21 protein-coding genes and 2 pseudogenes are annotated in these 20601 nt (G+C 44.6%); all 23 read right to left on the reverse strand.

The features are described 5' to 3' along the window. Positions 1 to 79 precede the first annotated feature (79 nt). Positions 80 to 450: pseudogene (locus FYJ59_RS08240) on the reverse strand (ATP-binding cassette domain-containing protein); the annotation flags it as partial. Between the two features lie 707 nt (positions 451 to 1157). Then, positions 1158 to 1253: pseudogene (locus FYJ59_RS14505) on the reverse strand (DUF1697 domain-containing protein); the annotation flags it as partial. A 14-nt stretch (positions 1254 to 1267) separates the two neighbouring features. Beyond that, positions 1268 to 1711: a hypothetical protein gene (locus FYJ59_RS08250; protein ID WP_154496398.1), complete on the reverse strand. Its 444-nt coding sequence runs from the start codon at positions 1709 to 1711 to the stop codon at positions 1268 to 1270. Then, positions 1695 to 2156, reverse strand: a complete 462-nt coding sequence (locus tag FYJ59_RS08255) for a LytTR family DNA-binding domain-containing protein (RefSeq protein ID WP_154496400.1) — start codon at positions 2154 to 2156, stop codon at positions 1695 to 1697. The genes FYJ59_RS08250 and FYJ59_RS08255 overlap by 17 nt, the downstream gene beginning before the upstream one ends. Then, the gene (locus FYJ59_RS08260) at positions 2153 to 3745 is read right to left on the reverse strand and encodes a methyl-accepting chemotaxis protein (protein ID WP_154496402.1); all 1593 of its coding nucleotides are present in this window, start codon (positions 3743 to 3745) and stop codon (positions 2153 to 2155) included. The genes FYJ59_RS08255 and FYJ59_RS08260 overlap by 4 nt, the downstream gene beginning before the upstream one ends. Before the next feature lie 64 nt (positions 3746 to 3809). Next, positions 3810 to 4196, reverse strand: a complete 387-nt coding sequence (locus FYJ59_RS08265; RefSeq protein WP_205839495.1) for a hypothetical protein — start codon at positions 4194 to 4196, stop codon at positions 3810 to 3812. 7 nt (positions 4197 to 4203) lie between these two features. After that, entirely contained in the window at positions 4204 to 4668 is a 465-nt protein-coding gene (locus FYJ59_RS08270; RefSeq protein WP_205839496.1) for a GNAT family N-acetyltransferase, read from the reverse strand. A gap of 10 nt (positions 4669 to 4678) precedes the next feature. Beyond that, the gene (locus tag FYJ59_RS08275; RefSeq protein ID WP_235897959.1) at positions 4679 to 4963 is read right to left on the reverse strand and encodes a hypothetical protein; all 285 of its coding nucleotides are present in this window, start codon (positions 4961 to 4963) and stop codon (positions 4679 to 4681) included. A 615-nt stretch (positions 4964 to 5578) separates the two neighbouring features. Then, the gene (locus tag FYJ59_RS08280) at positions 5579 to 5761 is read right to left on the reverse strand and encodes a cysteine-rich KTR domain-containing protein (RefSeq protein ID WP_154496404.1); all 183 of its coding nucleotides are present in this window, start codon (positions 5759 to 5761) and stop codon (positions 5579 to 5581) included. After that, positions 5739 to 6371, reverse strand: a complete 633-nt coding sequence (locus tag FYJ59_RS08285) for a TetR/AcrR family transcriptional regulator (RefSeq protein ID WP_154496405.1) — start codon at positions 6369 to 6371, stop codon at positions 5739 to 5741. The genes FYJ59_RS08280 and FYJ59_RS08285 overlap by 23 nt, the downstream gene beginning before the upstream one ends. A 107-nt stretch (positions 6372 to 6478) precedes the next feature. Beyond that, the gene (locus tag FYJ59_RS08290) at positions 6479 to 7237 is read right to left on the reverse strand and encodes an SAM-dependent methyltransferase (RefSeq protein WP_235897961.1); all 759 of its coding nucleotides are present in this window, start codon (positions 7235 to 7237) and stop codon (positions 6479 to 6481) included. After that, positions 7237 to 7395, reverse strand: a complete 159-nt coding sequence (locus FYJ59_RS08295; RefSeq protein WP_235897963.1) for a hypothetical protein — start codon at positions 7393 to 7395, stop codon at positions 7237 to 7239. The genes FYJ59_RS08290 and FYJ59_RS08295 overlap by 1 nt, the downstream gene beginning before the upstream one ends. A gap of 94 nt (positions 7396 to 7489) precedes the next feature. Next, positions 7490 to 8257, reverse strand: coding sequence for a zinc ribbon domain-containing protein (locus FYJ59_RS08300; protein WP_154496409.1), 768 nt, complete (start codon positions 8255 to 8257; stop codon positions 7490 to 7492). Positions 8258 to 8360: 103 nt separating this feature from the next. After that, complete coding sequence (hemZ, locus tag FYJ59_RS08305; RefSeq protein ID WP_154496411.1) at positions 8361 to 9821, reverse strand: coproporphyrinogen dehydrogenase HemZ; 1461 nt, start codon at positions 9819 to 9821, stop codon at positions 8361 to 8363. A 68-nt stretch (positions 9822 to 9889) separates the two neighbouring features. Next, positions 9890 to 10555, reverse strand: a complete 666-nt coding sequence (locus tag FYJ59_RS08310; protein WP_154496413.1) for an MBL fold metallo-hydrolase — start codon at positions 10553 to 10555, stop codon at positions 9890 to 9892. Positions 10556 to 10611: 56 nt separating this feature from the next. After that, a complete protein-coding gene (locus FYJ59_RS08315) occupies positions 10612 to 12930 on the reverse strand; it encodes a RelA/SpoT family protein (RefSeq protein WP_154496414.1) in 2319 nt (772 codons plus the stop codon). A 35-nt stretch (positions 12931 to 12965) separates the two neighbouring features. Continuing rightward, positions 12966 to 13490 (reverse strand): adenine phosphoribosyltransferase, encoded by a 525-nt coding sequence (locus FYJ59_RS08320; RefSeq protein ID WP_022313203.1) that lies wholly within the window; start codon positions 13488 to 13490, stop codon positions 12966 to 12968. A gap of 35 nt (positions 13491 to 13525) precedes the next feature. Further along, positions 13526 to 13960, reverse strand: a complete 435-nt coding sequence (locus FYJ59_RS08325) for a CBS domain-containing protein (RefSeq protein WP_328597220.1) — start codon at positions 13958 to 13960, stop codon at positions 13526 to 13528. 31 nt (positions 13961 to 13991) lie between these two features. Further along, entirely contained in the window at positions 13992 to 14594 is a 603-nt protein-coding gene (locus FYJ59_RS08330) for an HdeD family acid-resistance protein (protein WP_205839497.1), read from the reverse strand. An 82-nt stretch (positions 14595 to 14676) separates the two neighbouring features. Further along, positions 14677 to 15180: an SEC-C metal-binding domain-containing protein gene (locus FYJ59_RS08335; protein WP_154496417.1), complete on the reverse strand. Its 504-nt coding sequence runs from the start codon at positions 15178 to 15180 to the stop codon at positions 14677 to 14679. A 222-nt stretch (positions 15181 to 15402) separates the two neighbouring features. Next, positions 15403 to 17817, reverse strand: coding sequence for a histidine kinase N-terminal 7TM domain-containing diguanylate cyclase/phosphohydrolase (locus tag FYJ59_RS08340; RefSeq protein WP_154496419.1), 2415 nt, complete (start codon positions 17815 to 17817; stop codon positions 15403 to 15405). 69 nt (positions 17818 to 17886) lie between these two features. Beyond that, a complete protein-coding gene (nrdG, locus tag FYJ59_RS08345) occupies positions 17887 to 18408 on the reverse strand; it encodes an anaerobic ribonucleoside-triphosphate reductase activating protein (protein ID WP_154496421.1) in 522 nt (173 codons plus the stop codon). Between the two features lie 32 nt (positions 18409 to 18440). Beyond that, positions 18441 to 20567 carry an anaerobic ribonucleoside-triphosphate reductase gene (gene nrdD / locus FYJ59_RS08350; RefSeq protein ID WP_154496423.1) on the reverse strand — a complete coding sequence of 709 codons (2127 nt, stop codon included), beginning with the start codon at positions 20565 to 20567 and terminating at the stop codon, positions 18441 to 18443. Between the last annotated feature and the right edge of the window lie 34 nt (positions 20568 to 20601).

Genomic DNA, 20601 nt, shown 5'->3' on the forward strand with positions numbered 1-20601 from the left:
GAATACATCCTCCAGAGAATCATCGCCTTTGACTGCCTCCATGGTACCTGAGCGAATCAGCTTTCCGCTCTTGATGATCGCCTGTCAATTCAAATAGATCTCCGTATTTACGGATGCGTGTCTGTCGGTCTGTAGCGCTGACATTGAAAATATCTGCAATGAAATTCAGATATTTGATTCCTGTCATGTAATCGTACAGATCAGGATTATCTGGGATGTAGGCAAAGCTGCGCTTACATTCCAGCGGCTGTGTCCGGATGGATTTGCCGTCAATATAAATTTCTCCCGTATCAAACTGCAAAATACCGGCCACAGATTTCAGGGTTGTTGTCTTACCTGCACCGTTATGACCAATAAAACCATAAATTTCACCGGGGGCAATGTGCAGATTCAAATCGTCTACAGCTATCTTGCCCCATAATCTTTTGACAAATGTTCAATCTTCAGCATATTTTTCTCCTTTACCGCAACACTTATTGCTTTTTTTCGGATGCGGTTTTCATAGTTTCTACTATCGGGTGCTACTCCGAAAAAGACTGTTGATAGACCGGCAGTATCCTCTTCCAGAATACCAAACTATTGATAAGAAGCAGCACACCGAAAAGGCACCTTGCCGCCCACTCCGGACAAAGAAGGGCGATACCGTTCATATCCCCGCCGCCGAAAAAGCCGTACAGGACGCTGAGGTACAGCGGATCGAGCAGCAGAAAAGCAATCGTTATGTAGTAAAGCACTGCACGAAGCAGCTTACTCTGAGCGCAGCAGATGTTCTTTGCAAGCGCTGTCAGCAGGTATCCAACGCAGAAAGTCGCCAGCGCACCCACAAGGCAGAAGATGCCGAGCTGCGTGTCTGTCATGCGTTCGGCGCAGACGTCGATTTGAACGCCAAGCCCCATAAGCCTAATTTGCTTAAATACGCCGGTGAGCAGGGCATACAGCAGATGTGCGCCCTCGTGAACGAGGTAGTAGGCGGCAAGCGCAGCCAGAATGGCGATGTATTGTCGTGTTCGTTTTGACATGATCTGTCCTCCTGAAAAGGTCTTTATTTTCCGCCCAAATACCGGGATACACGGCGGCAATACTCCTGATACGGCGCACCGAAGATGTTCACAAGGTATCGTTCCTCCTGCAATATCTGCAAGTGGAGCATGACGATGGCTCCAGCCGAGGGCTTCAAAGGATTTCTTTAGGTTTGCCATCGGCACTTTATTTTTGCCGCTGATGTTGATGCCCCACAGCAAAGCGATATGCATAAATAGACTTCCTTTTATTCATTCTCCTTTTTTCTTCTGTGCTCTGCAATCCTTCGGTTTATCTTATCTGCCTCTTCTTTTTCCAGATACCACTTCACAAGATATGACAACACATCACAAACTGCTGTGGAAATCATTATTGCAACGTACACTACTATGGAAACACTGTCACCCATAATAAGATAAATCACGGCACACATTGCAATTTCCAGAACTACAAGCTCTATTCCTCTCTGACACATGACCTGAGGAATCGTCATGTCTTCCTTCAGATAGATAGGAATACATGGAATCATACAAATGAGTGCCAACCCAAACGGTAGGAAAAAATAGAGAAAACTGATGCTGTTATTCCTTGCAAAAAGACTGCCGATCACAGCAATTGCAAATGTACACTCTGCCACAACCGTTATGTAATCAAGCAAAAACTCTCTTTTAGGATCAAATTCTTTCCTCATCTTCATCCTCCATAAAACAATCTTCAACTTCCCTTGCATACCTTCTCGTTATCAGTATTTCTTCACCATTTTCCATTCTGGCATATAACCGTCCGTTCAATGCGGTTCTAACGGAAATAATATGTTCCATGTTGACAAGCATCGTTTTGGATGCTCTGCATATATTTCTTTTGTTGATCTTTTCTTCCACCTGATACAGTCTTCCTTTAATTTCATAAACACAATCTACTGTATATGCAAACACCAGACCATCCACAGTCTCAAAATACAGAACATCCTCTATTCTGACGGATACCTTTTCCTTAGTCTGCTTATATCCGGTCAGAGTGTCCCCCTTATGCTGTACATATTCTTTTATTTCTTCAAAGTCCTTTGTAAGCTTTATGTACTCAAGAGTCACCCCCTCTTCCTCTGGACTATTTACGAGTTTTTCCGTTATTCTCATGCATCTTCCCTTTCCGGTTCCATAGCTAATGTCCTTATTCTCACAACCATATCCTCTATAGCCTGTGCACCTGCACTATTTTCCTGTGCTGCTGCGGTTACATGTTCAATTGCCTGATAATTGCTTTGTGTATTGGCATTTACCTGCTCCATGGAGGATGCCACTTCACTGCTATGAATCCTTATATCTTCTACAGTCTTATCCATTTCCATAATCTGTCCGGTCATCTGCTCATTCGATACAGTTATCATGGAGGTAGAATCACCGACCTTCTGAATGCTACACATTCCGGCTTCTGTGAGCTTTACACTCTGTTCCATAACAGATACTGCACCATCCGTATTTTTTACAGATTCTGTTACAATTTTTCCGATATCATCTACCGCTTTTTTGGTCTGTTCTGCAAGTTTCTGGATTTCCTGGGCAACTACAGCAAATCCTTTTCCATGTTCACCGGCTCTGGCTGCTTCAATCGTTGCATTAAGTGCAAGGATATTCGTCTGCTGGGAGATTTCAGATATCGTCCGGGTTATTCCAAGAATTTCTTTTGATTCTTCACCCAGTCTGCTTATAATTTCTTTGCACTTATTTGTGCTCATATGAATCTGTTTCATGCTGCCTGTTGCATGATCCATATTGCTCTGATTGTCTTTTGACAATTCATTCACTTTTCTTGCAAGTTCGGAAACCTTAACATTGCTAGAAGCAAGCTCCGCTAATCGTGCATTAATATCCTGAGTACGTTCATTCGCACTTATAATTTCTTTTGTATTACTGCTAAAGCTTTCCAATACATTTCCGGTTTCGCTCACAATCTGCTCATTGGATTTCGTCGAGCTTTCCGTTATTTCAGACAACTCCTGTACCATATCCATAAGTGCTCTGGACGTTTCCTGCGATTTTTTGTGCATTGCCTTTATATTCTGTATCATCTGTTCCTGTTCTTCAGCATTCATCAGATTTGACAGCATTCCGGCTGTTCGTTCACAAAGCATTGTAAAAATAGCCGCAATTGCAATTAGCACCATTGCCCTGGGTAGAATTCCATACACAATCAGTTTATAATACGTTGTAAAATTCTTATCCAGTAAAATTGCAAATGCATAACAGATGATCTGCCCCACCGATACTCCTATTACAGACAATATGGTAGTCAAAACATTGATCCTCTTAGAAAAATACAGGCTGCCTATCGCAATTGCATAGATATATAAAAGTACTGCATGATATCCCAGAGTTGATGTCACAATGGTTACAAATATCACAGCACAGACTGCCAGCACATATTTGACATATGCACCATCTAATTTTGCAATATTCACAATGATTGTCGGAGCCCACAATAAGATTGACCCCAATATATATGCAATTGCCATTATTTTCATATCTACAACAAAAATCCCCAATACATTTAAAAGAAATACAATCGAGAAAATCAGGAATGTAATTCTCATGACCTTGGCAACCGATTTATTCGCGTGTTTTTCATTCTGTACCAGAACTCCTCCCCGTTCTTCCATATCAGCTAACCTCCATATACTTTTTAGATAATTTACCACCATAATCACTCTATCGTTAATTGATTTCATTGTCTATATACAGACAACCAACATGCACAAAATTGGTACCAAGATGCATGATATTTCTCTTCTACTATTTTACAGCTTTGTTCCATTCCACTCCCGATTCATCTGTCGTCATACTGGTTCCAACTCCCCAGTCAAGCAAATGCGCAGCAACCTTAACAGAAATCAATCCATTTCCGGCTGTTCCCGGCTGAATGTCCGAATCAATTTCATCTAATACATCTCTGAATTCTTTATATGACGACTTCACATCCTGTAATTGATTTTGTTCCTTCGCCTCTGTTTGCTCCATATTATTGTCTTCTGCTGTTGCCGGCTCACTATTATCTTCGCTCGTAACGACCTGCTCTGTACTATTTCCGGTATTCGTCATAGTTCCGGTTTCCCGCTGCCCGCATGCGGTCAATGAACATACCATAATTACCGAGATCATCAAAAATAACTTATTCTTCATATGGTTATCACCTGCCTTCATATACAAATCTTGGTCCTTCTTCTCCCATCTTGCCATTACTGACAAATCCTGACCGGTAAAGGACTTTCTGTGAGGCTATATTTTCCGCATCTGTTTCTGCCTCCACCTGCTTTACACCGTCCTGTGACAATGCCCATTCTGTGATTGCTTTTACTGCTTCTGTCATATATCCGTGATGCCTGTATTCTTCTTTCAGACCATATCCAATTTCAATCACTCCATCATCACTAAAACCCTTAAAACAAAAATCACCTACTATAATTCCCGGCTCATCTTTTAATTCCATATTCCAGATGGCATACCATATTCTCTTATCAGGATTAGAAAGACTCCCTTCAAGCATCTCTGTATAAGCCTGTTTCATCTCAGGATCAGATTCTTTTTCAATAACCAAACGCATTTCTTCATCACTTAAAGGATAAAGATACATTCCTTCAGTCTCTACTCTCATGAAAACACTCCTAAAACATTTGTATTATTCTTGCGATCTCCATAACTACAATCTTTAGCATCACCCCACTTGACATCACATAAAACCATATCTCTCGCATATGCTGTGATTTTGCAATTGGTGTTGCTATTGCTGCAATCATTATAATTGCAGCTCCGATACATCCAACGATGTTTGGAACGCTCACAAGTGAAAATATTCCAGGATTGCAGCTTCCATCTATCGTATACTGAATTGTTTTATCCAATCCGTCCCTTGCCGCTGCAAAGCAGCATATAACAAGACCATATGCCAAAACAAACAGGCTCCTTCTGCTAATTCAAACTTTTGTACCACTCTGTAACTGCCCAAATATAATAACCGGACCTATACCATACAACGGCAGATTTTTCCCTTTTCTTTATTAACTCATATTAAAACTGCATTCATATAGCTTATTAGGATATGACACGGAGCAAAGATAACCGCAAAAATCAATAGTAAGATATTGCCGCTTATAATACCGCTTTCAATAAATAGCAAAGATGGGATAATTGATAAATATAAGGACTTTCGTATAGAATCCTCTTTCCAGAATACTATCCAGCCTAAGCAATACAATACTACGAGTATCACTCCCAGAACCAGATATACTGTTTCCCCCTGTTTAAACCAATACCCACTGTTCATAAAAGGAATTATAAGAAACATGCTGAAAAAACAGCCAAACCGCCCAATCTGCTCAAGAGATTCAACTAATTTATTCTGGTACCGATTTTCGAATCCATCTTTGCATGTTATTGTAAACACAATATTAGGGATTAAAATCACAATGATAAAAATCAATCCCCAGTAATTCAAGTTTTTATTCATAATACACTCTCCAATAAAAAAGACGCAGGCAAAAAGCATTTCGTTTCTGCTCTGCGTCTTAGCGTCTGGCAATAGATTGATAATCCACTATATGATCCTTTACATTGATAATAAAATTTTCTTTACATTTTGGACAAAACAGCGGAAAATGTTTTAACTCCGTATCATCCAGTATCTGTGTCCGTGTCTTTGCTTTACATACCGGACACAGTATCCATTTATCTGTTACTGCTGCTTTCATCTGACCTGTCACCTCCTGATAAAGCCCATAAAGTGCTATCCTTCACACCTAAGCCTTTTAAATATGTCATGCCTGTATTATGAAGCATATGATACATATTTTCTTTCGTATCCTTGACGATTCCTGATGCAATAAGGGTTCCTATCCCCTGTGTATACACCATCATTGTCATCGCAAAATCCATTACCTGTTTTAGTGTAATCCCAAGCAGTTCTGCCATCTCCTGATACATATTAACGACATCCTGATTATTCGTCTGTAACTCGAAGCCTGTACTTAGTAGTTGGCTTCGCTCTCCCATGTAAAGGAAACGAAACAAATTAGGATTTTCTAATGCTAAGTCAATGGTTCCTTTTCCTCTTTGTTCGAATGTTGCAAGTTCGTTTTCATTCCGACTGTAATACTTATCCTCCACATACTGCTCCGCAAAAGGAATCAATTCCTCACGCAATCCATCCATTCCACCAAACTGCCATGAAATCGGTGCTGTAGAGCATCCCAGTTCCCCGGCTACAGCTTTTATGTTAAGAGCGGCATATCCATTTTTTGAAACAAGCTCCAGTGCAGCCTGCAACATATCTTCTTTTTTTATTTTTGGACTACTTGGCATATAAAATCTCCGATACTATAAATTAGTTTACTATAAACTTATTTATAGTATATCACTTTATACATACATGTCAATGACAAGTATCTATTTTTCACTTTCTACAATCTTCAACCTCGTACAGAATAAACCATTAACTGAATATCTTTATCCGATGATGCCTTACCGGTATAATCAGCATAGCTTTTGCAGACACTCATGCCTAACGTCGAAAAAATCTTCGATATTTCAGATATCGTGTACAGTCTGATAGGATTTCCTTCTTTCATTTCTGGTTTACACAATGGTTCTCCATAAGGATAATCTACTTGTCCGTATAACATGATTTTACTCTTTTTATCCCACTCAAATGCAGATAATGTAAGACACTTTTCACCTTCGTCCCATAACTTACATGGGAAATGGGTTTCGGCATAACTCCCATTCATAATGTCCATAAAATGCTTTCCGCCTATTTTCAAAGCATTAGACACAACCTCAAATATTTTCATATTTTCCATATCATTTTCCAGATATCCGATTGCTCCATCCGCCATATTGATCACTACATCAAACTTTTCTTTCATATTCACTTCACGAATATCCATACATAAGAATTTTGCTTTCAACCCTTCTTTTTCCGCCTGCCCGGTTGCATATTCAATATATTCTGATGTAATGTCAATACCTGTCACATCATATCCACGTCTGGCTAATTCCAGAGAATGTCTTCCATATCCACAGGCAAGATCAAGAATCTTTTCATTACCTTGAAGCTTTAATTGATCAATCAAAAAATCAACCTCGCTTTTTGTATCTTCTACCCATGACATATTTTGAATATCCATTGTCCAACCTTTTTTATACCAGTCCTTATTCATTGACTTCATTACATTTGTGCCTCCTGTCCCGGTAGTTCCTTTTTCTCTTTATATGGAAACAGCTTATCAAACTCTTCTGCCTCCTGCCCATCTACAAGATAGCCTTCCGGTGTTGCATACTCTCCGGTTATCCCATCAAGATAACCGGGTACAAGTTCTTTACACAAAAAGAACGATGCATCTTCTCCCTCCGGCAGTCCATGATAACGGATACCATACTCGCTTGCCTGCTTAATTTGTCAATACTTTTTTATGCTTATATTATCTCTTTTTGTAAATCAGAAGCTCCGGATTTTCACCATTCTTCTCATATGTACATACCAGAATAAAATCCATATTTGCCAGAATACCGAAACACCTGTCTCCTCCGAATTCAGACTCCAGCTGATTCCCCAGATAGGTTTTCTGATCATCAAGGAATTTCACTTTTTGACCATTCGGCAGAGTATATTCCAGATTCACATATTTCCCCACAAGTGCATTTAGTTTGTCTACCCTTGGAAGTCCGTCTATATGCAACTCATTTATTTCATTTATCAATTGCTTTTTAAACTCTTCAAACTGCCCATTGTCACTAAGTTCATCATACCTTTTCCAGTAATCTAACTTTGGAAGCATTTCTTTCAGATAAGAACGTGCCTGTTCTTCGGTAAAGTTTTCATTTACCATATTCTTTACACACACATCCATCAATTCATCCATATCGTTATATGTGTACGTTCCATCTGCATAGCACCACTTACAATACTCCTCATTTAATGTGCCATCCTTATCACGTCCCAATATGGAATCATCATCAATTGGCATTCCGCAGCACTGACAGATCAGCTTTCTGGGTTCTCCCAAAAGCGTATTGATGGAAACATCAAATTCTTTCGATAAGAGCTTAAGTGTATCAGTATTGGGAATGGTATCTCCATTTTCCCAGCGTGATACCGCCTGCCTTGTAACCATGATTTTATCTGCCAGCTCGTCCTGTGACATTCCTCTTTCCGTACGAAGTTTTAAAATAATATTTTTTGTATCCATAGTCGTCACCTCCCATAGCCATATCATATCGACAAATCCATATTATGAAAAGCAACCTGTTGTTGCCATACCCTGTCTATATGATTTGATTATCACTCTATGGTCATGACTTTATTTCTTCTGAGAATAACTGCTGTTTGCGCTGTATCATCTCATCAATCTTCTCAATATACAGCCCTACATCCTTGACATTATCGCACCGTTCGATCCGTCCATCGGGGAAGACCCGCTTGGTGATGCTTCCGGCGCCCAGAGCAACAATGGTCTGTTTCTCCTCCATGATGAGAATGTTGTACAGTCCGTATTTGCCGGGACGGGCGTAGCCGGTGTTCTCGAAGTTGCCGGACATGTTCTTCTGTCGGTAGAGGTAATAAGGCTTCATTCCAAGCTTCTCAGCTCCCGCCGCCGCGATCTTCATGGTCTCGTCTGTATTATGGAGCATGGAGACGCCGTTCTCCTGGATCCACTGGTTCAGGCGGGATGCACGCTTGATCGCCAGGGAATGAACGGTCAGGCTGTCCGGGGCCAGCTCCACGATCTTTTCGACGGTGCGCTGTACATCCGCCTCCAGTTCTCCCGGCAATCCCAGGATCAGATCCATATTGATATTATCAAATCCGACCTCTCTCGCCAGCCGATATGCCGTAAGTACCTGTTCCACGCTGGCCTTTCTGCCGATGATATCCAGTGTCTCCTGCTTCATAGTCTGGGGATTCACGGAGATACGGCTGACCCGGTGACGATGCAGTACCTCCAGCTTCTCTCTGGTGATGCTGTCGGCACGACCGGCTTCCACAGTGAATTCCTTCACGGTAGAGAAATCAAACTTGGACTTTAATGCCGTGATCAGACGGTCCAGCTGCTCCGGTTCCAGTGTGGTGGGCGTACCACCGCCGATATAGACGGTATCCAGTACCTTGTCCTTAAAATTCTCCGCCACATAATCCATCTCTTTGATCACAGCGTCCACATAGGCATCCACCTGCCTGCGGAATGCAGCGATCGGATAAGAGGTAAAGGAACAATAGAGACAGGTTGTAGGGCAGAACGGAATCCCGATGTACAGACTGTAGCCGCCCTCATAATGAATCTCTTTTAACAGATCCCGCTCTCTCTTCGCAATATCGATTCCCAAAAGTGCCTTCTCTTCGCTGACATAATGGCTCTGCTCCATGAAATCCAGAATCTCTGCATCGCTTCTGCCCTCATCCAGCATACCGTAGGCGATCTTCGTGGGACGGATGCCGGTAAGGTTTCCCCATGGGAGTTTCTGCCCGGTCACCTTGCTTAAGGTGCGGTACAGGAAACGTTTCAGACCATTTTTATACCCATCTGCAAGGTTTGCTGTCTCTGCATCCCACAGAAAATCCTCTTCTCCCACACGGATCTTCGCTCCGGTCTCGGCCAGTTCGATTTCCAGACTGACCAGCGGTTCCAGCTCTGCCAGCTTCTCCGGTTTTGTCTCCGGGGTGATGACCGTGACCTGATCCTCCGCATAAAAAGCCTTCACCAAAGAATGTACATCATATTCATAGTTAGGATGGGATAATTTCACTACTTTCATTGTATTTTCCTCATTTACATAAATACAGGCACAGAGATAACTCTTTCTGTGCCCGAATACTTTTTGATTTAATCAACGCAAAACGGATTATATTTCTTCTCATGTCCGATGGTGGTGCTGTCGCCGTGTCCCGGATAGACTACCGTCTCCTCCGGCAGAGTAAACAGCTTCTCCTTCACAGAACGCACCAGCGTACTCATACTGCCGGTGGGGAAATCGGTTCTGCCCACGGATTCCTGGAACAGGGTATCCCCGCAGATTAAGAACCCTCCCTCTGGGAAATAATAGCTGACACCGCCTGCGGTATGTCCGGGCGTTGCCAGAACTTTGATCCGGATGCCATCCAGATCCAGTTCCTCGCCATCTTTCAGATACACATCCGCGGTGACCGTTACCGGGCGTCCCATATCTTTCGACAGGTTGCTCTTCGTATCCAGAAGAAACTTTTTCTCCGCCTCCCCGGCATATATTTTCACGGGGTTCTCTCCATGCTCCCCGGCATAGGCATCCGCTGCCGCCTTCAATTCCTCACAGCCGCCGATATGGTCGAAATGTCCATGGGTCAGAAGGATCGCTGCTGTATGTAGTCCATGCTGCCCAAGCGCCTCCTCAATTTTCTCTCCATGATCCGCGGGGTCGAATACCAGCACTTTATCACTGTTCTCTCTGTATACAAAGTAACAGTTGGTCTGATAGATTCCCAGCGTCATATGTCCGATACGGATATTGCTCATAATAATCTCACTTTCTGTTTCCCGACAGGTTCCGCCGTTTTCCGGACATCACCTTATCAGCCTGTGGTTCTCTCGATGTCAATGACGCTCTCGATGCCCCGGATCTTGTCAATGATACGGTTCAGTTCCTCTCTGCCGCTGATCTCGAAGGTCGTCTGCAGCGTTGCCAGTCCCTGTCTGTTGGTTCTGGTGTTCATGGACATAATATCAATATTTTTCTCCGTCAGCGCCTTGGAAATATCCGCTAACAATCCGTTACGGTTGTTGGCATAGATCTTGATCTCCGCCAGATATTTCTCCGCATGTGCCTCCTCCGGCTGCCATTCCGCATCGATCAGTCTCGCCCTCTCCATCTCCGGCAGATTGATGATGTTGATACAGTCGGTACGGTGAATAGAGATACCTCTTCCACGGGTCACATAACCCACGATCTCATCCCCCGGCACAGGAGAACAGCACTTGGAAAAGCGCACCGACAGATCCGCGATACCCTTTACCACGATACCACTCTTGGACTTCATGAGGACAGGCTTGTTCGCACCATTTTGCGCATTTGCCGCATTGTTCTCCGCAATGCTTGCCAGAACTTCCTCGTTGGTCATCTCTTTCTTATGGTCACGGTCGTACAGCTCCTGCATCTTGTTGACGATCTGCCCTTCTTTCAGAGCACCGTGTCCTATAGCCGCCAGCACAGAATCCCAGTCCCGGAATCCATACTTGCGCATAATGGCATCCATATACTCCTGCTTCTGGAGACCTGCAAGGTTGATGCCTCTGGCTTTGCAGTAGCCGGAAAGCAGATCCTTGCCCTTTAAAATATTGTCTTCCTTTAACTCATTCTTGAACCACTGATTAATCTTATTCTTGGCCTGGGTACTTTTTACCACATTCAGCCAGTCACGGCTGGGACCCTTGGAGTTCTGCGAAGTGATGATCTCGATCCGGTCTCCGTTGTTGATCTTATAATCAATGGTCACAAGCTTCCCGTTGACTCTCGCTCCCACCATCTTGTTACCCACGGCGGAATGAATGCTGTAAGCAAAGTCAATCGGGGTAGATCCTGCCGGAAGGTTCTTGACCTCACCGGTAGGAGTAAAGCAGTATACGCTGTCGGAGAACAGATCCAGATCGTTCTTCAGCAGGTTCATGAATTCCTTGTTATCCGACATGTCCCGCTGCCACTCCAGGATCTGGCGCAGCCATACCAGCTTCTCTTCTTCCTGTACCTCCGGCTTCTTGCCATCGGAAGCCTCCTTGTATTTCCAGTGGGCGGCAATACCGTATTCCGCCACGCGGTGCATTTCAAAGGTACGGATCTGGATCTCGAAAGGCTGTCCGTTGCTGCCGATCAACGTCGTATGCAGGGACTGGTACATATTTGCTTTGGGCATGGCAATATAATCCTTGAAGCGCCCCGGAATAGGTTTATACATTTCATGGATCACACCCAGTGCCGCATAACAGTCCTTCACCGTCTCCACGATGATACGCACAGCGAAGAGATCATAGATCTGATCCAGCGTCTTGTGCTGGTTCTTCATCTTCTTATAAATACTGAAAAAATGCTTTACACGGCCATCGACTTTGGCTTCGATGCCGGCATTCTTAATATGTTCACTGACTTCATCCACAATACCCTGGATATATTTTTCACGGACGCTCTTACGGACAGCGATCTTATCCACCAGGTCGTAATAGATATCCGGCTCCAGATACTTCAGCGACAAGTCATCCAGTTCGATCTTCAGTTTGCTGATACCAAGTCTCTGGGCGATGGGGCAATAAATCTCCAGCGTCTCCTTGGCAATCCTCTGCTGGCTCTCCGGCGTCTTGTACTTCAACGTGCGCATATTGTGCAGACGATCCGCCAGCTTGATCATAATGACGCGGATATCCTTCGCCATGGCGAGGAACATCTTACGCAGATTCTCTGCCTGCATCTCCAGCTTGGCATCTGACTGTTCTCCGTTGCTGCCGGACAGCGGAATCTTCTCCAGTTTGGTCACTCCGTCTACCAGAAGTGCTACATCATCACCGAATTCTCTCCTAAGATCCTCTTCCGTCATCACGGTATCTTCCACCACATCGTGCAGGATACCTGCCACGATGGTCTCTTTATCCAGCTTCAGATCCGCCAGAATGATTGCCACATTCAATGGATGGATGATATAAGGCTCTCCGGACTTCCGAAACTGATTTTTGTGAGCCTCGCTGGCGACCTTATAGGCTTTCTCGATCATGGAAATATCATCACTGGGATGATATTTTTGCACACATTGAATAAGCTCCTGATATAATTCATCCGGATTCACGAATTCTTCTGATTTACTTATCTTGTCATCATCAAAAATGACTTCGTTCTTCTCTTCTGTCATAGACGAAACAGCTCCATATTATTTTTATCGATGTCTTATTTTCCCTCGTAGCAGATGGCTGACTCCAGACGATATTTGCTAATGCGCTCACGGCCTTTCAGTCCTGCCAGTTCGATCAGCACTACCACGCCGGCTACTTCACCACCCAGAGACTCGATCAGTTTGATCATAGCCTCGGTGGTACCCCCGGTAGCGATCAGGTCATCCACGATCAGAACTTTCTGACCGGGCTTGATACTGTCCTTGTGCATCTCGATGGTAGCGGAACCATATTCCAGATCATACGTGGCAGATACGGTCTCTCTGGGAAGCTTTCCCTTTTTACGGATCAATACAAAGGGCTTATGATTATTGTATGCGATCGGTGTTCCGAAGATAAATCCGCGGGACTCGGGACCTACTACCACATCATAATCCAGATCCTTGATCTTCTCCTGCATGGTATCGATCGCCAGGTGCAGTCCGTCCGCATCCTGCAGTACACTTGTGACATCACGGAAAATGATACCCTTCTCCGGGAAATCGGGAATGCTCTTTACATATTCTTCCAACTTTTTCATGATTCTACACACCTTTCTCTTATTTATTTAACGAATTATAGCTGCTTTTCTGCTGCTTCAATCTGTTTTTTAATAAAATATTTGATGATCTCGCTTCTGGTAATAATTCCGATGAATACATTTCTGTCATCGATCACCGGTACAAAGTTCTGCATCTGTGCCTGTCCCAGCAGTTCTTCCATATTCGTATCGATACATACCGGACGGATCTTGCCGCTCTGGATGATATCCCTTATCGACAGCTTCTCCAGACTTTTCATGGTAATGCTGTCCAGTTCACTGTTGTGGCTTAAGATATTCCACAGAAAATCTCCCTCACTGACTACACCCACATACCTGTCCTCGGCATCGATCACCGGTACCGCCGTGTAGCCGTAGCGTTTCATCTTCTCCAACCCCTGCCTGATGGTCATATCGTCCCGAAGAAAAGTAACCTCCTCCTTCGGGGACAAAAAAGATGCAATATTCACAATGTTCCTCCTGCCTGCTTCTTATGTTTTACTAATCCTGTTTATCAGAATCGACCTCTTCAAAAGTGCTGTCAACGGCATCCTGTTCCAGCTTGAATTTATGGAACTTACGCGCAAAATAAATCGTAGAAAAGCAGTCGCTGACACCGCTTATGATCAGTCCCACACCCAGTACACGGAATAATACGATCGCTGCCTTGAAAGGATTGCAGATCAGTACGATTCCCAGAATAATATTGATAGCTGCCATAACAAGCATCCCTGCCCAGCTACTATAACCAAGTCGCTTCAGGTCAATAGCATCCTGTAACTTGCTGCATCCGCTGAACAGCACCAGAATTCCCAGAATAAAGGGAATCAGGGAAATAATCACTTCCACCTTATACAGCACTGCCGCACCTACCACCATGCCTACCAGACCGAATACAAACTCATTGTGATAATAATTCTCTCTGGCATCTCTGAGCAGATAGCAGATGATGGAAATGAGACCTGCCACGATCAGTACGATACCGATCAGATACCCCAGTGTCTTCTGCATGGCCTCCGGGATCACCAGTGCCACGATCCCTAAGAGAATATACAGCACACCGGTAAGAATTGCTTCCCATTTCAATTCTTTCAGCATTTTCATATGTAACCCTTCCTTTCCTAAAACTCCTAAAACGAAAAAGGGGCTCTCTGCAAACCTGCGGAAAACCCCCTTTGTGTTCAATTTACTTTCTGCCGCAGCATTTTTTATACTTCTTGCCGCTTCCGCAGGGACAGGGGTCATTGGGATAAACCTTCTGCTCCTTCACAATCGTAGTGGAAGACTTCTGCTCTTTGTAGAGTTCCTTACGGGTCTCTTCATCGAAAATAGCGTTCCACTCTTCCAGATTGTACAGCCAGTCAGCCTCTGCCGCTACCATGTTCTTGTACAGAAGAGCCTTATCAAAGCCTAAGTTTACCTCTGTATCCTCTTCCAGATCATCGAGAGGGTTCTTCTCTACCAGGCTGTCGTTGATGCCATCCAGGAATCCGGTCATGGTCATCAGGGATACCTGATACTTGTCCGCCAGTTCCTTTACCGTGCCCTTTACTACTTCATCGGGGTTCTTCAGAAGCTGTGCGTAGATCTCCTTCTCCTCCTGAAAATAAGCTGCCCAAAGCTGCTGCAGCTTCTCTTTACCGGTTGCCTCATTATATGCTACTGATCTCCACTGTTCCATCAAATTCATAATTGTAATACCATCCTTACATGTGATTAATATGATTATAATAATATATAATAATACATCTCGTCCTTAAAAACAACAAAAAAATATCAATGACCTATGTATAATCAGACAGATTCCGGTCAGACTACTACTATCATCGGACCCCCTCCTTTGATCCTACGAAAGATACGATAATACTTAATCCTCCCCTTTTGAAAAGAGGCACCCTTCGGTGCCTCTTTTTTACAATGGAACTTTTCCTTCTTTGATCAGTTCAATAAATGCATCCGCTGCCTTCGGATCAAACTGGGTTCCCTTATTTTTCTCAAGTTCTCCCATAGCATATTCCACGCTGAGCGCTTCCTTATAAGATCTTTTGGATGTCATTGCATCAAAACTGTCGCACACCGTCAGAATTCTTCCCAGAAGAGGAATCTCTTCTCCCTTCAGTCCTCTGGGATATCCCTTGCCGTCATACCTCTCGTGATGTGACACGACCGCAGGGATCACATAGTTCATATTCGGAAGATAGTGGATCATCTCGATGGACTTTTGCACATGGCTCTTCATGATCTCATATTCTTCATTCGTAAGCTTTCCCGCCTTTTTCAGGATACTCTCAGGAATCCCGATCTTACCGATATCATGTAATAATCCAGCCACCTTTACCGTATGGATATCATCTCCCGGCAGTCCCAGCTTCTGTGCCAGCAGCACCGCATACTGTGATACATTGGTAGAATGCTGGAAGGTAAAGGAATCCTTCGCATCGATGGCTGCCACCAGTGCATACACCGTAGGTGCCACCTGTTCATATCCGGTCCCTTTATTCCTGCGCTCCTCGTCAATATTTTCTTCATATACCTGGATCCGGTTCTTGCCGTTTTGCTTTGCATAAAAAGCTGCACGCTTAGCTTTTTGAAAAAGATCAGGTGCATCCGACGCCAGTTCGGGATACCATGCCACGCCGACACTGAAGGTGATCGGCTGCATGACCTGTGGTTTGTCCAAGTCATTCTCCTGCACTGCATGGGTCAGCTTTTCCGCCAGTGCCACCAACGTCTTACTGCCGGTCTCCGGCACAGAGATCAGGAATTCATTGGAGCCGACGCGGAATACTTTGCCGTTCTCTGCATTTTCCTGCAATTTCTCCGCACACCATTTTAAGATCCGGTCTCCGGTCTGCTCTCCGTACAGATCGTTATACAATTTAAAATTGTCCATATCCATATACAGGAAGCCTCTCGCAGCTCCGAGAGCGCCCTCCTTCTGCAGACATCTGTTGCAATAAGTGCGGTTGTACAGACCTGTCAGTTCATCGTGAATAGATACCTGATATACCCTTTCATAGGCATCAATATTTTTCAGGCTTCCGGATGCAATATTCGCCAATTGTCTTATGCAGTCCACTTCCGGATAATTGAGCTTATTTGCCCGCATCCGCTCCATATAGATAAACCCGCAGATCTGATTATCATATCTTAAGGTTGCGATCACTGTCCGTTCCGGCATATTATCCTGTTTCACCAGATCACAGATTGTGTCTACTTCTTCCTCACTTAACGGAATGTGTCCACTCTGTACCGCTTCGTGATACCCTTCTCCATTCGAATTCTTCTCGAAGATCCTGGCTTCACATCCGAGGATCGCATCTCCCAGAATATCATGCAGTGTAGCAAACAGCTCTCTGCGGCTCAAAATGGATGCCGACCTGTCCTGAAATTGCCGGATTCCCTCCAACATATGCTTCTGCTTCTGATATAAAATATTCTCCAGCTGCTTCCTGGCAAAAAGGATCACAAATACTGTCCATCCCGACTGCAGGGCAATACACAAGATCAGCCTCTGCACTGCAGCCTGTCCAAGGCTCCCTGTCACGATTTCCAGATTATAAGACAGGGTCACCACCGGAATCGCTGCTACGATCACTGCCAGGAAATACACCGCACCTACCGTTGCCCGATATGAAAAATCAAACAGATACTGCTTGTACATGATATATACCATGCATATTGCCATTCCCACACTGCCCAACATATCAAAAGGAAATACATTTCCGGGCAGCATGCAGAGCAGATTTCCTCCAAGAATAAACACCGTTCCCAGTAGCAGAGGAAACAGCTTTTTACGCAGCTCCTTATTGTCTCCTACCTTACAATGTACAAGATAAGTGGCATAGATCATTACTGCGATCTCCATGGCTGTGAGAACACCGGTTCCGACAGTTGCATGATACACATAAACACAGGTGCCATCCGCGCGGTCCACAAGCTCCGGTGCCGGCAGGATAGTACCACTCCTTGCATTTCCCAACACCAGTGCCAGCGTCAGCACACCATAAATGTAGATCAGGGCATCATGCTCCGTAATCTCCAAAAATCCAAACAGAAACACATACATGAACACCGGGATCATCAAAAGACCAAGCAGGGCGAAATTATGCCAGAAAGTAATTCCGGGAAATATCCCAAGTCTCATAAGGCTCACACTGCCCGTCCAGATCAGGCAGGCGGTCAGCACCAGCCGAAGACCGCGGATTGTCCGGTTCCTCATGGTATTGAAAAAACAGAACAACAGAAAAAGGGAGCAGCAAAAAGCTCCCAACGGAATACCAATATAGAGGTTTCTATTCCATATCGTATCCAGAAAACTCTCCATACTTAATTTTACTCCCTCATGCTTTATTTCCCTTGTGCTGGAACGTTATCCCCATTCGTCCCATATCCTCTATATAGCTAAGAGTTTACCACATTTTTCTCTTAAAGACAACTGCACATCCAAGATCCTCTGATTCTCCGATCCCCGGAAGGCCAGCCGCAGATTCTTCCTCTCCTCGATAAATTCTCCATCCACGATCACATCCAAAAGCGGCAGAAGCTCTGTGATCACCGGATCTCCTTCTTCCATCCAACGAAGCAGATCCCTGTCAAAATGATATCCCGTATAGCACCAGATGGTCTTCTGCGGATATTGCTCTCTTACTTTCTTCACCAGAGAAAGTACGGCTCCTCTGTTCTCAGGCTCCATGGGTTCCCCTCCCAGTAAGCTCAAGCCCCGGATATAGTCCGGGGCCAGTGCCTGCAGAATCTCTTGCTCTGTTTCCTCTGTGTAAGCCTGTCCGTAATGGAAGTCCCAGGCTTCGCTGTTAAAGCATCCCTTACAATGATGGGTACAGCCGCTGACGAACAACGACACTCTCACACCGGGACCGTTTGCCACATCTGTTTTCTTGATCGTTGCATAATTCATAGGACATTTCCTTCCCTTGTACTATCTGCACATTACAGATGAAGAACTCTTGCCTTGATCTCCTTGGTCTTGCCGGCATTCCAGAAGTTCTCTCCCAGATAACCGCAGGTTCTTCTAGTGACATTCATCTTTGCATGATCCTTGTTATGACACTGGGGACATTCCCACTCCATGTTATCATTGATCATGATCTCACCATCATAGCCACATACCTGACAGTAATCGGATTTGGTATTGAACTCTCCGTACTGGATATTGTCATAGATGAAGCGGATCACTTCCTCGATGGCTTCCACATTATTGGTCAGGTTCGGGACTTCTACATAAGAGATAGCGCCTCCCAAAGATTTATTCTGGAATTCACTCTCGATCTTAAATTTTGTAAATGCGTCGATCTTCTCCCGTACATCCACATGATAAGAATTTGTATAGTATCCTTTATCGGTGACATTGGAAATATCACCGTATTTTTCACGGTCGATTCTTGCAAAACGGTAGCAAAGTGTCTCTGCGGGAGTTCCGTAGAGACTGAAAGCAATGCCGGTCTCCTCTTTCCATTTTGCGCAGCGATCCTTCATATAATCCATAACGCGCAAGGCGAATTCCTTACCGGGCTCCACGGTCTGGCTGCAGCCCTTCATCAGATAGGTCATCTCATATAATCCGATATAACCCAAAGACATGGTGGAATAACCGTTGTGCAGGTATTTATCGATGGTCTCACCCTTCTTCAGACGGGCGATAGCGCCGTACTGCCAGTGGATGGGACTCACGTCGGATACCACGCCCTCCAGCGCCTTATGGCGGCACATCAGTGCTTCATAGCACAGCTCCAGACGCTCATCCAACAGTTTCCAGAACTTCTCCTCGTTTCCTTTTGCCAGGATACCGATCTGGGGCAGGTTGATGCTGACAACGCCCTGATTAAAACGGCCTTCCCACTTGTACTCTCCGTTTTCATCCTTCCATGGAGACAGGAAGGAACGGCAGCCCATGCAGGAAAATACATTGCCCTCGTAGTTCTCACGCATCTTCTTGGCAGAGATATAGTCGGGGTACATTCTCTTAGCGGAGCACTGTGCGGCGAACTTGGTCACATAGTCGTATTTTCCGCCCTTTAAGCAGTTATTTTCATCCAGCACATAGACTAATTTCGGGAATGCGGGAGTCACATAGACCCCCTTTTCATTCTTGGTTCCCTCAATGCGTTGGCGCAGGATCTCCATAATGATCTGTACGGTCTCTTCCACATATTCGTCGTTCTCGTCAATATGCAGGAACAATGTCACGAAAGGAGACTGTCCGTTGGTGGTCATCAGGGTATTGATCTGGTACTGGATGGTCTGCACACCGGATTTTAATTCATCGTGCAGGCGCATCTGTACGATCTTATCCTTGGCTGCCTGATCCAGGGTATCTCCGAACTCGTCCTCCAGCTGTTTTGCAAATTTTTCCCTGCTCTTACGCAGATATTTTCCCAGATGCTTGATATTCACGCTCTGACCGCCATACTGATTGCTGGCTACGGCTGCGATGATCTGGGTGGTCACGGTACATGCCACCTGAAAGCTCTTGGGAGATTCGATCATTTTGCCGTTGATGGAAGTACCGTTGTCCAGCATATCCTTGATATTGATCAGACAGCAGTTGAAGATCGGCTGGATAAAATAATCCGCATCATGGAAATGCAGCACACCGTTGTCATGTGCCATAGCAATATGCTCCGGCAGAAGCAGACGTCTGGTAACATCACGGGACACTTCACCTGCAATATAGTCTCTCTGTGTGGATGCCAGGCGGGTATTTTTATTGGAATTCTCCTCTGCCAGCTCCTTATTCTCATTCCGGATCAGTTTTAAAATAGATTCATCCGTGGTGTTGGATTTGCGGAGCAGACTTCTCTGGTAACGGTATACGATATACTTCTTCGCCAGGGTATATTTGTTGTGCTCTACCAGATGTTCCTCGATCATATCCTGAATATGCTCCACGGTCTGGATCTGTCTGCCCTCCTGCTGCACATCCTCCAGGATCTCTTCAATCAACCCCTCGCTGGCACGATACCGCTCCTCCACTTCGTTGTTCGCCTTATGGATCGCTTCCCGGATCTTGTCCTCTTCATAAGGCACTACTCTGCCGTCTCTCTTCTGAATCTTCATTGCTGTTCCCTCACTTTATATCATTCCCATCGAG

This window comes from Waltera intestinalis (assembly GCF_009695995.1).
Classification (GTDB): domain Bacteria; phylum Bacillota; class Clostridia; order Lachnospirales; family Lachnospiraceae; genus Acetatifactor; species Acetatifactor intestinalis.

Coding starts and splice junctions, on each gene's coding strand:
- FYJ59_RS08250 (WP_154496398.1), bottom strand. CDS start 1,711: ATGAGGAAAGAATTTGATCCTAAAAGAGAGTTTTTGCTTGATTACATA.
- FYJ59_RS08255 (WP_154496400.1), bottom strand. CDS start 2,156: ATGAGAATAACGGAAAAACTCGTAAATAGTCCAGAGGAAGAGGGGGTG.
- FYJ59_RS08260 (WP_154496402.1), bottom strand. CDS start 3,745: ATGAAATCAATTAACGATAGAGTGATTATGGTGGTAAATTATCTAAAA.
- FYJ59_RS08265 (WP_205839495.1), bottom strand. CDS start 4,196: ATGAAGAATAAGTTATTTTTGATGATCTCGGTAATTATGGTATGTTCA.
- FYJ59_RS08270 (WP_205839496.1), bottom strand. CDS start 4,668: ATGAGAGTAGAGACTGAAGGAATGTATCTTTATCCTTTAAGTGATGAA.
- FYJ59_RS08280 (WP_154496404.1), bottom strand. CDS start 5,761: ATGAAAGCAGCAGTAACAGATAAATGGATACTGTGTCCGGTATGTAAA.
- FYJ59_RS08285 (WP_154496405.1), bottom strand. CDS start 6,371: ATGCCAAGTAGTCCAAAAATAAAAAAAGAAGATATGTTGCAGGCTGCA.
- FYJ59_RS08290 (WP_235897961.1), bottom strand. CDS start 7,237: ATGAAGTCAATGAATAAGGACTGGTATAAAAAAGGTTGGACAATGGAT.
- FYJ59_RS08300 (WP_154496409.1), bottom strand. CDS start 8,257: ATGGATACAAAAAATATTATTTTAAAACTTCGTACGGAAAGAGGAATG.
- hemZ (WP_154496411.1), bottom strand. CDS start 9,821: ATGAAAGTAGTGAAATTATCCCATCCTAACTATGAATATGATGTACAT.
- FYJ59_RS08310 (WP_154496413.1), bottom strand. CDS start 10,555: ATGAGCAATATCCGTATCGGACATATGACGCTGGGAATCTATCAGACC.
- FYJ59_RS08315 (WP_154496414.1), bottom strand. CDS start 12,930: ATGACAGAAGAGAAGAACGAAGTCATTTTTGATGATGACAAGATAAGT.
- FYJ59_RS08320 (WP_022313203.1), bottom strand. CDS start 13,490: ATGAAAAAGTTGGAAGAATATGTAAAGAGCATTCCCGATTTCCCGGAG.
- FYJ59_RS08330 (WP_205839497.1), bottom strand. CDS start 14,594: ATGAAAATGCTGAAAGAATTGAAATGGGAAGCAATTCTTACCGGTGTG.
- FYJ59_RS08335 (WP_154496417.1), bottom strand. CDS start 15,180: ATGAATTTGATGGAACAGTGGAGATCAGTAGCATATAATGAGGCAACC.
- FYJ59_RS08340 (WP_154496419.1), bottom strand. CDS start 17,817: ATGGAGAGTTTTCTGGATACGATATGGAATAGAAACCTCTATATTGGT.
- nrdG (WP_154496421.1), bottom strand. CDS start 18,408: ATGAATTATGCAACGATCAAGAAAACAGATGTGGCAAACGGTCCCGGT.
- nrdD (WP_154496423.1), bottom strand. CDS start 20,567: ATGAAGATTCAGAAGAGAGACGGCAGAGTAGTGCCTTATGAAGAGGAC.